We start from the raw sequence: 12,432 nt of genomic DNA on the forward strand, positions 1-12,432 counted from the left end.
TCCCTAGATGAGGGACGACCCGCGACGATCACATCCTAACATTGTCTTTTGCTTGGAATAGTCCGCGGGTTTTGATTACACTATTCGGTATTTCGAACAATCGGCTATTGAAAATGGACCAGCTCACGGCCATGCGCGTGTTTCTTCGAGTGGTGGAGACCGGCAATTTCACCCGGGCTTCCGTCTCGCTCAACATGCCGAAGGCGACCGTCACCAATCTCATCCAGGGGTTGGAGGCGCATCTTCGTACCAAGCTTCTGAACCGCACGACGCGGCGGGTTCTGGTGACGCCGGACGGGGCACTCTACTACGAACGCGCCGCCCGCCTGCTTTCCGATATCGACGAATTGGATGGCAGCCTGTCGAGCGCCCAGAGCCTGCCGAAGGGGCGGCTGCGTGTCGAAACGGCGAGTGCCTTCGCCAATCTGATCATCATTCCGGCATTGCCCGAATTTCAGGCGAAGTACCCGGACATACAGATCGATCTCGGCGTATCGGATCGCACGATCGACTATCTTGCCGAGAATGTCGATTGTGCAATCCGCGGCGGTACCTTGACGGACCAGTCGCTGATCGCCCGGCGCATCACGGAGATGAAATTCATCACCTGTGCCTCGCGGGACTTCCTCGAGAGGCACCCCATGCCGCAACATCCCTCCGACCTTGAAAAGAATACCCATGCCGTCGGCTACTTCCTGCCGAAGTCGGGGCAGCAGATGCGCTTCCAGTTCCGAAGGGGGAACGAGGAGATCGAGATCGATAGCCGCTATGCCGTGGCGGCAAACGAAGCGACGACCTATGTCGCGGCGGCGCGAGCGGGAATGGGCGTCATCCAGGCGCCGTTCTTCATGGTTCGCGACGACCTTCGCGCCGGTACCATGGTCCCGGTCCTGCCCGACTGGCAGGTCGATCCGATGCCGGTCTATCTGGTTTATCCGCCGAACCGGCATCTGAGCAGCCGGCTGCGCGTTTTTGCCGACTGGGTGGTGAAGGTGATCGCGCAGTCGCAGCTCGATGGCGCGTAGCTCGAGGGCTTACTCGCCTGGATGATGGGTCAAGCCTGCCGGTTCTTGGCGTTGTTGCGCTTGGCTTTCGGCTTGAAGTCGCCGGCCGCCTTCCTTGCGTCAGGCTTCCCCTTCTTCTTGCTCCAGGGCTTTTCGTCCCGCTTCTCCGGATTCGTGTCCTGGCTGACGGGAGGCTTCTTTTCGAACTTGCGTTTCGGCTGAAAATCTTTTTGGCCGCGCTCCGGCTGAGCCTCTGCCGGCCGCGGCCGCTTTTTCGCGAATTCTGGCTTGTCGTCGCGCGGCCGCGAGCCGTCCGGGGCGCCCGGCAGCGTCTTGACGCGAATGCCCTTCTCCAGCGTCCGGTTCGGGCCGATCGCCGTGAGGAAGCGCTCGGCGCCGTCGGCCGTCAGTTCGACATAGGTTTCCTCCGGCTGCATGCGGATTGCGCCGATGTCGCGTTTGCTGAGCTTGCCATGGCGGCAGAGCATCGGGATCAGCCAGCGCGGTTCGGCATTCTGTTTGCGCCCGACCGAGAGCGAGAACCATTGCCCGTCGGTGAAGTCCGCGCGCGGCGCGGCGGCGCTGTCGCCGGTGAAAGCCGGGGCGTCGCGGCGGGCTTTCTTGCGGTCGTCGAAGAGGGGGACGTCGGAAAGCTCCTCGGGGGCGGAACGGCTCGAGCGGAACTGCCGCACGAAGGCGGCGGCGAGCTTCTCGGCGCCATGGCGATCGATCAGCGCCTGGACGATTGTCTGTTCGTCGTCGCGCAGCGGCTCGTCGAAGGCCGCATCGGCGATGAGACGCTCGTCGTCGCGGCCTGTGACGTCTTCTGCCGACGGCGGCTTTGCCCAGGTGGCGGTGATGCGAGCGCCATCCAGCAGTCGCTCCGCCTTCCGCCGCTGGTTGACCGGCACGATCAACGCGCTGACGCCCTTCTGGCCGGCGCGGCCGGTGCGGCCGCTGCGGTGCAGCAGCGTGTCCGGATTGGTCGGCAGGTCGGCATGGATGACGAGCTCGAGGCCCGGCAGGTCGATACCGCGCGCCGCCACATCGGTCGCGATGCAGACCCGGGCGCGGCCGTCGCGCATCGCCTGAAGCGCATGATTGCGTTCGTTCTGGCTGAGTTCGCCCGAGAGCGCCACGACCGAGAAGCCGCGATTGTTGAAGCGGGCGGTCAGGTGGTTAACCGCGGCGCGGGTCGAACAGAAGACGATCGCATTGCGGGCGTCGTAGTAACGAAGCACGTTGATGATGGCGTTTTCCCGATCGCTCGGCGCGACGAGAAGGGATCGGTATTCGATGTCGCCGTGCTGCTTCTGTTCGGAGGCAACCCCGATGCGCACCGCGTCGCGCTGGTAGTTCTTCGCGAGCGTCGCGATCGAGCGCGGCACGGTTGCCGAGAACATCAGCGTGCGGCGCTCGGTCGGCGACGCTTCGAGAATGAACTCCAGATCCTCGCGGAAGCCGAGGTCAAGCATTTCGTCGGCTTCGTCGAGGACAATCGCGCGAAGCGCGGAGATGTCGAGCGAGTCGCGGCGGATATGGTCGCAGAGCCGGCCCGGGGTGCCGACGACGATATGGGCGCCGCGTTCGAGCGCGCGCCGCTCGCTGCGGATATCCATGCCGCCGACGCAGGACGCGATCGTCGCTCCCGTGATCTCGTAGAGCCATTCGAGCTCGCGCTTAACCTGCAGCGCCAGTTCGCGCGTCGGCGCAATGACGAGCGCCAGCGGCGCGCCGGGTGAATCGAACTGCCTCGCCGGTCCGAGCAATGTCGGCCCGAGCGCCAGGCCGAAGGCGACGGTCTTGCCGGAGCCGGTCTGGGCGGAAACCAGGGCGTCGGCGCCCTCGAGCGCCGGGTCGAGCATGGCCTGCTGGACCGGTGTCAGGGTGTTGTAACCGCGTTTCGCCAACGCCTCGGCGATCGCCGGTGCGATCCCTTCGAACTCTGTCATATTTTGTCTTTCGGATTTCGGTCGTCGCGCCGGCAGACGAGCGGACCACGGCTCGGGTCGTCATCAGGCGGATAGCCGCGGCCAACGTCGCGGCCCTGTTCATTTGCGGCGCTACATACGCGCTGGAAGAGCGAATGTACAGGGGCGGGGTGGTCAGCGCCTGGGGCCGTTGCGGTGCCCGCCGAATTCGTTGGCACCTGGCGCGCCGGGCCAGAGGCAGAGAGCGATGAAGACGATGGGGCTCAGCACCGGGATGAAGAGGCAGAGCGCCAGCGGGCCGGGATAGCCGATATCATGGAGCCGCTTGATCGCCAGCATGGCGATGGAGACGGTCGAGGCAACGCCGGAGCCGATCATCGCCAGCGTCCAGAGCGCCAGCGCCGCGTCCTGATCCTCATATTTCAGCATCTGCATCAGGATGATGCCGCCGAGGACAAGCCAGAGCAGCCAGGAGAGGAAGAAGGGCAGGCGACCGATACGGCCGGAGGGGCTGAAGAACAGCCAGGTCATGCTCGGCTGCCGCCCCTCCTCGGCCATGATCAATCCCGGAGCAACTCGTTGATGCCGGTCTTGGAGCGGGTCTTCTCGTCGACGCGCTTGACGATGACGGCACAGTAGAGGTTCGGCGCCGGCTGGCCGTTGGCCATGGTTGAGCCGGACGGCATGGAGCCGGCGACGACGACCGAATAGGGCGGCACTTCGCCATAGGTGACTTCGCCGGTGGCGCGGTCGACGATCTTCGTCGACTTGCCGATGAAGACGCCCATGCCGAGGACCGAGCCCTCGCGGACGATGCAGCCCTCGACCACTTCGGAGCGGGCGCCGATGAAGCAGTTGTCCTCGATGATCGTCGGGCCGGCCTGCATCGGCTCCAAGACGCCGCCGATGCCGACGCCGCCCGAAAGGTGCACGTTCTTGCCGATCTGCGCGCAGGAGCCCACGGTCGCCCAGGTGTCGACCATCGTTCCCTCGCCGACATAGGCGCCGAGATTGACGAAGGACGGCATCAGGATGGCGTTCGGCGCGATGTAGGCGGAACGGCGCACGACGCAGTTCGGCACGGCGCGGAAGCCCGCCTTCTCGAATTCGTTGACGCTCCAGCCGTCGAACTTGGAGGCAACCTTGTCCCACCACACCGACTCGCCCGGACCGCCCTTGACGAGTTCCATCGGGTTCAGCCGGAAGGAGAGCAGCACGGCCTTCTTGAGCCACTGGTTGACGGTCCAGGTGCCGTCGGCGCCGCGTTCGGCGACGCGCACCTTGCCGCTGTCGAGCAGATTCAGCGCCGCCTCGACGGCATCGCGAATCGCGCCGCGTGTGCTGGTGCTGACGGCCTCGCGATCTTCGAAGGCGGTCTCGATCGTCTGCGACAGGGAGGCGAGGTCGTGGTTCGTCATCGGATTTCCTTAAGTTCGCGTTGTCCAGCAAGCTCTACTGCATAATTCCTCGAATCGGAACCGATTAAAGGACGGAATCGGCCGGCATTTCAGTGCGCCGCAGCGACCGTTTGCGACCGAAAGAACTGCGTCGCCGCAGCGCCTGGCTCTGAAAAGTTGAAGGGCCTTTCGGCCCGCTCTCCAAACGGGGGACTTGGCAAGCCCTCGCGATTCCGGCAGAGAGACGCACTTATGACTGACGAGCACAGGAATGAACGTGTCCGGACGAGATGCCGGCTGTTCGGAACGCGACGGGACGGAGAATTATGGGACGCATGAAGAAGCGCAGTTTGCGCGGCAAGGGCGGTGTCTGGGATCCGCTGGCAGACAGCTCGCAAAGCAGGCAGCGCGCCTCGACCGTTCCCCTGACGCCGCAATCGGCCTCCCCGACCTACCGGCTCGCCTATATTGACGATGATTTCCTCTGCCGGGAGGAATTGCGGCCGGTGCGCCTGCAGCTCGAGCTCCTGAAGACGGAGATGATGCTCGAGGAGCGCGGCATCAACTCGACCGTCGTCATGTTCGGCGGCGCGCGCATTCCCGAACCGGGCGGCGAGGCCTGGGCGGCCAAGAACGAGACGCAGCGCAAGAACCTGGAAGCGGCCTCGGTCTATTACGACGAAGCCCGCAAGTTCGCGCGGCTCTGTTCCGAGCAGTCCGCCAAGCTCGGCCACAAGGAATATGTGATCGTTACCGGCGGCGGGCCGGGCGTCATGGAGGCCGGAAACCGCGGTGCTGCGGATGTCGGCGCGCCGTCGATCGGCCTCAACATCGTTCTGCCGCACGAGCAGGCGCCGAACAGCTACGTCACGCCCGAACTCTCCTTCAACTTCCACTATTTCGCCATCCGCAAGATGCATTTCCTGCTGCGCGCCAAGGCGGTGGCGGTCTTCCCGGGCGGCTTCGGGACGCTCGACGAGCTGTTCGAGACCATGACGCTGATGCAGACCGGCCGCCTGGCGCTCGTACCGCTGGTTCTGTTCGGCGAGAAATTCTGGCGCTCGATCATCAATTTCGAGGCGCTTGCCGAGTTCGGCACGATCGCGCCGAACGATATCGATCTCGTGCATTTCGTCGAAACCGCCGAAGAGGCTTGGGAGATCATCGCCCGTTTTTACGAAACGGTGGATCCGCGATCGGTGCCGATGGCCTCCGGCCGGCGGTAATCAACGGACGAACGAAGACCCCTCCCCAACCCCTCCCACCTGTAGGGAGGGGCATTTGCACCCTCTTCAGTGGCCGATCACGCCTCCGCCACCACCCGCCGCAGGAAGCCGGCCAGATCCTCGGTGACGTAGTCGATCTGCTCGTCCGCGTCGCTGGAGGTCTCCCAGGCTTCCGCGAATTCATATTCGAGATTGCGCGGCACCAGGAGGATCGTCTTCATGCCGAGCGCCTTCGGCACCAGCAGATTGCGCGGCAGGTCCTCGAACATCGCTGCATGCTGCGTGTCGACGCGGTGCAGGCTCATGAACTTGTCATAGGTATCGCCGGCCGGCTTCGGCAGGTAACCGGCGGCGACGATGTCGAAGATGTTGTCGAAATGGTCGAGGATGCCGAGCGCGCGCGCCGTCATCTCCGCGTGGGCGACACTGCCGTTGGTGAAGATGAACTTGCGGCCGGGGAGCGCCTTGATCGCATCGCCGAGATCGGGATTGGCCGGCACGACACTGTAGTCGATCGCATGCGCCCTTTCGAGAAAATCGTTCGGGTCGATGCCGTGGTGGATCATCAGTCCCTGGAGCGTGGTGCCGTGATCACGGTAATATTCCTTTTGAAGTTTCTTCGCTTCCGCCGGCTCGAGCGACAGGAGTTCGGCTACATAGGCCGTCATGTTTTTGTCGATCTGCGCGAAGAGATTGACGTGATGCGGGTAAAGCGTGTTGTCAAGATCGAAGACCCAGTCGGTGACATGGGCAAATTCTTCGCGGGTCGGCAGGCGGTCGAGCTTTTTCATGGCCGCCTTATGACATGGCGCGCCGGCGAGGAAAACGGATTTATTTCTTGGGCTCATCCGCTTGCCGATGGATTGTCCTCCCCGCGCGTGCTAGCCGGCAAAGATGGAAACCTGGGTTCTCATCACCGTCGCCGCCGCCTTTCTGCAGAATATCCGCTCCTCCATGCAGAAGCACCTGAAGGGTGCCATGGGGACGACCGGCGCCACCTTCGTGCGCTTCGGCTTCGGACTTCCCTTCGCGCTCCTCTACCTTCTGATGCTCTGGCGCGTCGCCGGCCACCCGCTGCCGGTGCCGAACGCGACCTTCTTCCTCTGGGCTGCCGTCGGCGGCATGGCGCAGATCGCCGCGACATTCCTGCTCGTGCACCTGTTCTCCTTCCGCAACTTCGCTGTCGGAACCGCCTATTCCCGCACCGAGCCGGCCCAGGCGGCGCTCTTCGGGCTGATCTTCCTCGGTGAGAAGGCAAGCCAGGGGACGCTCGTGGCGATCGCCATCTCGGTGGTCGGCGTCATGCTGATTTCCGTTGCCCGCACGACGCTCAGCACCCGCTCGCTGCTGACTTCGGTCTTCAGCCCTACCGCCGCGATCGGCCTGTTCTCCGGCACCTTCTTCGGGCTCTCCGCGGTTTCCTACCGCTCGGCTTCGCTGGCGCTGGCACCCAGCCTGCCCGCGCCTGACTTCATGATGCAGGCGAGCTTCACGCTCGGTTTCGTCATCCTGCTGCAGACCGCCGTCATGCTCCTCTGGATCGTCGCACGCGAGCCCGACGAACTGAAGCGCATTGGTTCGGCGTGGAAGCCCGCTTTCGTCGTCGGCTTCGTCGGCTCGTCCGCGTCCTTCGGCTGGTTCATGGCGATGACGCTGCAGCAGGCGGCGATCGTCAAGGTCGTTGCGCAGGTCGAGATGATCTTCACCTTCGCCTCGTCCTTCTTCATCTTCCGCGAATGGATCAACCGGCTCGAACTCGTCGGATGCCTGCTGATCGTGCTCGGCGTCGTGATGCTGCTGGTCCTTTAGGCGGCGATCCCGGCAGCCTCTCAAAATAGGCGCCCGAAAATCGCGACAGGTATGGGCGAGACTGATGCAAATACCGGTTGGCGAGACACGATCCTATAGCGACATTGCGCGAGAAGACGGTACCATGCAGGCGGTGCGTGCCGTGGCGAGGGCGAATGGCACGAGGGCAAGATGAGACCTGTCGGGCTTTTCACGGAGGAGATGCGATGAATCAGGAGGAAAGGGCGCGCGTCTTTGCAGCGCTGCACCGCAAGGGTGACCCGATCGTGCTATACAATATCTGGGACGCCGGCAGCGCCCGCTGCGTGGCCGAGGCCGGCGCCAGGGCGCTCGCCACCGGAAGCTGGTCGGTGGCGGCCGCGCACGGCTTCGGCGACGGGCAGAAGATTCCGCTGCAATTGCTGGTCGAGATCGCCCGCGAGATCGTCGCGGCGACCGACCTGCCGCTGTCGGTCGACTTCGAGGGCGCCTATTCGGAGGACCCGGCCCAAGGGGCCGCCAATGTGGCGCAACTGATCGATGCGGGCGCGATCGGCATCAACTTCGAGGATCAGGTCGTCGGCAAGGGCGGGGTCCATCCGATCGGCAAGCAGGCGGCCCGCATCCGGGCGATCCGCGAGATGGGGGAACGCCAGAGCGTCCCGCTTTTCATCAATGCCCGTACCGACCTGTTCCTGCAGGAAAGCGACGCGGCGCGCCATCCGGGTTTGATGCACGATGCGATCGCGCGTGCCAAGGCCTATGCCGAAGCGGGGGCCAGCGGCTTCTTCGCGCCGGGGCTTGCCGATGCCGAACTGATCGGCAAGCTTTGCGCTCAATCGGCTTTGCCGGTGAACGTGATGATGAAGCCGGGTGCTCCGGATCTCGCGACCCTTGCCGCCGCCGGCGTCGGCCGCGTCAGCTATGGACCGTTCCCCTATCGGGCAATGACCGCATGGCTCAAGGGGGAGGCGGAGAAGGTTTACGGGAGCGCTGGGACGTAGCCCGGCCGAGGAGACTGATTTGCCCCTCATCCGCCTGCCGGCACCTTCTCCCCGCAGGCGGGGAGAAGGGACTTGCCGCGCCGTTTTGTCCAGCCGATAGGTGGGTAACACATTGAACCGGATACATGGGTTACAGTTCTTCCCGTAGCTCGTCCGCAAGACCGACGGCTGGTCGGGGTTGCAAGACGGTTTTGCGGACGAGCCTGCCGCGTTTCTCGTCGATAAAGCCGAGGCGATGGGCGTAGAAGCGCATCGCCCATTCGCCGCTCTCCGTCTCCTCAATGGCGACCACCTCTCCGACCAGCGTGGCCGAGACGTAAATCTCCGCGCCCTGCCATTTGACGGCGCCGTTGTGGCGCACCTTGCGCACCGCGGCCTCGGCCGGATAATCGGGTTCCGGAGGGCTGACCGGCATTTTGCGCGTCGATGCCCGGTAGTGCTCGGCCGGCGTGTCCATGCCGAGCGTCTCGTGCGGTCGCTCCTCATTGTACTCACGCCGAAACGCTTCGAAGGCTTCGGCCTGCGCGGCCCGGTCGGCTGCCGGCGCTTTTGCCAGCGGCAGCATGGTCAGATGGAAGCGCTCGTGCTTTCCGTTTTGCTGCGGCTTACCTGGCGCAATGCGCTCCAGCGTAATCCCCAGCCGCACGAAGCGTAGGGATAGCGGCGTCAGTCCGGTGACACCGGCCGCCGCGAAGGGCGGACCGTTGTCGGTCCTGATGCGGTCGGGCAGGCCATGCTCGTCAAACAGCCGCTCGAACACCGGCCAGGCCTCTTCGTCACCGGTCGAGCCGGTCGCCTCCAGCGCCAGCAGATAACGGCTTTTGACATCCATCACCGTCAGCGGTTCGCAGCGCCAGCCGTCGCGGGTCGTGAACCAGCCTTTGTGGTCGCCCGTCCATACCGCATTTGGCATCGCCGGCTCCGGCCAAGGGCCGTTGCCGGCCCCCTTCCACCGGGCGCGCCGCCGCCCGACCAGCCCGTGCCGATTAAGGATCGCTCCCGCCGTTGAAGCCGACGGCCAAGCCGTCGCCGGGTCCTGTCGCGCCAGCCGCGCAACGATCTTCTTCGGACCCCATAGCGGATGCGCTTCCTTCTCCGCCACGATCCGCTCCACCAGCTCTGCCGCCGTCGCCCGCCCGTGGTTAAGTGGTGCTCGCGGCAGATCCTCCAGCCCCGCAGGACCGCGCAGCTGAAAGCGTCTCAGCCATTTATAGCCCGTCTTGCGCGATATCCCGTAGAGCGCGCAAAGCCCAGCCATCGTCTCCTCGCCGGACAAACATGCCGCAACAAACTTCAGCCGCTCCTCCATGATGCCAGTCTCTCTCCAAACCATCGCCGGTCCTCCCGGCATCTAGAGAACTGTCACCTATGTAAACGGTCCGTTCTGTTACCAATCTATCCGGTTCGGACAGTTTCAGTCCCCTCTCCCCGCCAAAACGGGGAGAGGGCTAGTCCTCGGGTTAAACCCGAGGAGAGGGGCAATTTGAGCGGGAGAGCGACGTGGGGCCGTTCCCTTACGGCACGATCAGCGTACCGGCGCCGCGCTCGGTGAAGATCTCGAGCAGCACCGAATGGGCGGTCTTGCCGTTGAGGATGACGACGCCCTGCACGCCCGCCTTGATCGCCTCCATGCAGGTCTCGACCTTCGGGATCATGCCGCCGGAAATCGTGCCGTCGGCGATCAGCGCGTGCGCCTGCGCGACCGACAGCTCCTTGATCAGATTGCCCTGCTTGTCGAGAACGCCCGGAACGTCGGTGAGGAACAAAAGGCGCGTCGCATTGAGCGCGCCGGCGATGGCGCCCGCGAAAGTATCGGCGTTGATGTTGTAGGTATGGCCGTCGCGGCCGGGGGCGACCGGGGCGATTACCGGGATCATCTCCGAGCGCGCCAACAGGTCGAGAAGCGTACGGTCCACTTCGACTACCTCGCCGACAAAGCCGAGATCGAGGATGCGTTCGATATTGGAATCCGGATCCTTGATGGTCTTGCGCGCCTTTTCCGCGAAGACCATGTTGCCGTCCTTGCCGCAAAGGCCGATCGCCCATTCGCCGGTCTGGTTGATGAGCGCGACGATCTCCTTGTTGATCGAACCGGCCAGCACCATCTCGACGATCTCGACGGTCTTCTCGTCGGTGACGCGAAGCCCACCCTCGAACTTCGATTCGATGCCCATCTTGTTGAGCATGGCGCCGATCTGCGGGCCGCCGCCATGCACGACGATCGGATTGACGCCGGACTGCTTCAGGAGGGCGATATCGCTGGCGAAGGCGCGTCCGAGTTCGGGATTGCCCATGGCATGGCCGCCATATTTGACGACGATCGTCTTGTTCTCGTAGCGCTGCATGTAGGGCAGGGCCTGGGCGAGCAGGCGTGCCTGGATTTCACTCTCTGATGCGGACATGGCGGACCCTCGAAAATTGCCGGCTGCTGTTTCGTGTGGAAGGCTCTAACGCAACTTTCCGCCGGATGGAATGATCCGGGCGCAACAATGGGCCGTAATGATGGCGGCCGCAGGATTGCACCCGCCGGTCGCGCCCGAGCGCCGGCAATTCGAGGGGCAGCGAGTCCATTGCGTGTCTGAAATCGGGCGCTGCCGCAGGGTGGTTGCGCGGAGATTTCTGGCCTATGGTGTCCGCAATGAAGCCCAGGGGCATGCGTCATGGCTGACAAGGAGATCTCCACGCTGCTCGGGCGCGTGGCTCTGGGAGACCGTGACGCCTTCGCTACACTCTATCGCCGGACGAGCCCGAAACTCTTCGGCATCTGCCTGCGTATTCTCAAGGATCGCGGCGAAGCCGAAGAGGCGCTGCAGGATATCTACGTCAAGATCTGGCATCGCGCCGACCGCTTCCTGGCCGGCGAGGCTCATCCGATGTCGTGGCTCGCTGCAATCGCCCGCAATCAGGCGATCGATCGCCTGCGGGCGCGGAAACCCGTCGCCAACGCGATTGACGAGGCCTATGATTTGGCTGATCCTGCTCTGGATCCGGAAAGATCGGCCGTGATCCGGTCGGAGGGTAGGCGCATCGAGGCCTGTCTCGAAGAGCTTGAGGCAGACCGCGCCGAGGCGGTTCGTCGGGCCTATGTCGAGGGATTGAGCTACCAGGAGCTGGCCGAGATATTCGCGGTACCGCTCAACACGATGCGGACCTGGTTGAGGCGAAGCCTCCTGAAGTTGAGAGAGTGCATGGAACGATGACGACCCAGAAGCCCGAAAGCGGGGATTCCCGCCGCGACGAAGTGATCGCGGGGGAATACGTGCTGGGTGTTCTGTCTGCCGAGGACCGCCGCCAGGTCGAGGCGCGCATGGCAACCGATCGCAATTTCGCCGCCATGGTCGTTCGCTGGCAAAGCAATCTCGCCCACATCGACATGGCCTATGAGCCGGTCACGCCGCCGCCGCATGTCTTCGCTGCGATCGAGAGTAGAGTTTTCGAGAGCCCGGCGAGCCCCAAGAAGTCTGCCGGCCTCTGGAACTCGCTGTCGTTCTGGCGCAGTCTGGCCATTGCCTCGCTTGCCGCCGTCGCCGTCCTCGGGATCTCCATGCTCGAGCTTTTCAGCGCCGGTCAGGGCGGCAAGCCGCTTGTCGCGGAACTTCAGGGGCAAGGCAACGGCCTCGGCCTCGCCCTCGTTGCACAGTTCGACATCGGAACCGGGCGGCTGAGGGTGACGCCGGTCGCTGCCCGGCAGGCCGAGGAGAAATCCCTGGAACTCTGGCTGATCAAGGGCAGCGACCCCGCCATCTCGCTCGGCGTGCTGCCGCAGTCCGGTGAGGGCGAGATCCGCGTTTCGCCGGCTGTCCGCTCGAAGATCACCGAAGGCTCGACGCTCGCCGTCAGCCTCGAGCCTTTAGGCGGCTCGCCGACCGGCGCGGCCACCGGCCCCGTCATCGCACTCGGCACGACCCGCCGGTGAAGCTCCACCAGCCTGCAATGGCGCGGCCAGTTCGTCTTGTTTGTCAACCGGATAGAGAGATCGGGCGCGCGGCTTGAAACTCTTTTTCCGCGCCTTCCGTTGCTCGTCGTGTTCCCAAGGAGGGAACGGACGATTTGGGCGGGGTGCCTCCGAAGGCCCCCGCTAA

At 64.3% G+C, this 12,432-nt stretch carries 12 protein-coding genes and 1 pseudogene; 7 read left to right on the plus strand and 6 right to left on the minus strand.

The features are described 5' to 3' along the window. Positions 1-113: 113 nt before the first annotated feature. Positions 114-1,025, plus strand: coding sequence for a LysR family transcriptional regulator (locus tag NGR_RS11690; protein WP_012706654.1), 912 nt, complete (start codon positions 114-116; stop codon positions 1,023-1,025). 29 nt (positions 1,026-1,054) lie between these two features. On the opposite strand, the gene NGR_RS11695 is transcribed toward NGR_RS11690, so the two are convergent. The 3 genes from NGR_RS11695 to dapD form a co-directional block, all read right to left on the minus strand. Then, a complete protein-coding gene (locus tag NGR_RS11695) occupies positions 1,055-2,956 on the minus strand; it encodes a DEAD/DEAH box helicase (RefSeq protein WP_012706655.1) in 1,902 nt (633 codons plus the stop codon). 153 nt (positions 2,957-3,109) lie between these two features. Continuing rightward, a complete protein-coding gene (locus NGR_RS11700) occupies positions 3,110-3,493 on the minus strand; it encodes a DUF805 domain-containing protein (RefSeq protein WP_164924145.1) in 384 nt (127 codons plus the stop codon). 2 nt (positions 3,494-3,495) lie between these two features. Continuing rightward, on the minus strand, positions 3,496-4,353 hold the full coding sequence (gene dapD / locus NGR_RS11705; RefSeq protein WP_012706657.1) for a 2,3,4,5-tetrahydropyridine-2,6-dicarboxylate N-succinyltransferase: 858 nt from the start codon (positions 4,351-4,353) through the stop codon (positions 3,496-3,498). A gap of 305 nt (positions 4,354-4,658) precedes the next feature. Between dapD and NGR_RS11710 the strand changes: the two genes are divergently transcribed. Continuing rightward, positions 4,659-5,558, plus strand: coding sequence for an LOG family protein (locus tag NGR_RS11710; protein WP_012706658.1), 900 nt, complete (start codon positions 4,659-4,661; stop codon positions 5,556-5,558). A 77-nt stretch (positions 5,559-5,635) separates the two neighbouring features. Here NGR_RS11710 and NGR_RS11715 read toward each other — a convergent pair whose 3' ends face one another. Further along, the gene (locus tag NGR_RS11715) at positions 5,636-6,349 is read right to left on the minus strand and encodes a pyrimidine 5'-nucleotidase (protein WP_164924146.1); all 714 of its coding nucleotides are present in this window, start codon (positions 6,347-6,349) and stop codon (positions 5,636-5,638) included. Positions 6,350-6,452: 103 nt separating this feature from the next. On the opposite strand from NGR_RS11715, the gene NGR_RS11720 reads away from it, so the two are divergent. From NGR_RS11720 to NGR_RS11730, 3 genes and pseudogenes are all read left to right on the plus strand, one after another. After that, a complete protein-coding gene (locus NGR_RS11720) occupies positions 6,453-7,367 on the plus strand; it encodes a DMT family transporter (protein WP_012706660.1) in 915 nt (304 codons plus the stop codon). A 10-nt stretch (positions 7,368-7,377) separates the two neighbouring features. Then, positions 7,378-7,530: pseudogene (locus NGR_RS11725) on the plus strand (MGMT family protein); the annotation flags it as partial. 43 nt (positions 7,531-7,573) lie between these two features. Further along, complete coding sequence (locus tag NGR_RS11730) at positions 7,574-8,350, plus strand: isocitrate lyase/PEP mutase family protein (RefSeq protein ID WP_164924147.1); 777 nt, start codon at positions 7,574-7,576, stop codon at positions 8,348-8,350. Between the two features lie 130 nt (positions 8,351-8,480). Here NGR_RS11730 and NGR_RS11735 read toward each other — a convergent pair whose 3' ends face one another. Continuing rightward, positions 8,481-9,683, minus strand: a complete 1,203-nt coding sequence (locus NGR_RS11735; RefSeq protein ID WP_012706662.1) for an integrase core domain-containing protein — start codon at positions 9,681-9,683, stop codon at positions 8,481-8,483. Positions 9,684-9,864: 181 nt separating this feature from the next. Beyond that, complete coding sequence (gene argB / locus NGR_RS11740; protein WP_012706663.1) at positions 9,865-10,752, minus strand: acetylglutamate kinase; 888 nt, start codon at positions 10,750-10,752, stop codon at positions 9,865-9,867. A 258-nt stretch (positions 10,753-11,010) separates the two neighbouring features. Here argB and NGR_RS11745 point away from each other — a divergent pair, with 258 nt between their 5' ends. Together NGR_RS11745 and NGR_RS11750 are read left to right on the plus strand one after the other, a co-directional pair. After that, the gene (locus NGR_RS11745; protein WP_012706664.1) at positions 11,011-11,550 is read left to right on the plus strand and encodes a sigma-70 family RNA polymerase sigma factor; all 540 of its coding nucleotides are present in this window, start codon (positions 11,011-11,013) and stop codon (positions 11,548-11,550) included. Beyond that, positions 11,547-12,266 carry an anti-sigma factor gene (locus tag NGR_RS11750; RefSeq protein ID WP_012706665.1) on the plus strand — a complete coding sequence of 240 codons (720 nt, stop codon included), beginning with the start codon at positions 11,547-11,549 and terminating at the stop codon, positions 12,264-12,266. The genes NGR_RS11745 and NGR_RS11750 overlap by 4 nt, the downstream gene beginning before the upstream one ends. Positions 12,267-12,432: the final 166 nt, after the last annotated feature.

The sequence above is a fragment of the Sinorhizobium fredii NGR234 genome, assembly GCF_000018545.1.
GTDB lineage: Bacteria > Pseudomonadota > Alphaproteobacteria > Rhizobiales > Rhizobiaceae > Sinorhizobium > Sinorhizobium fredii_A.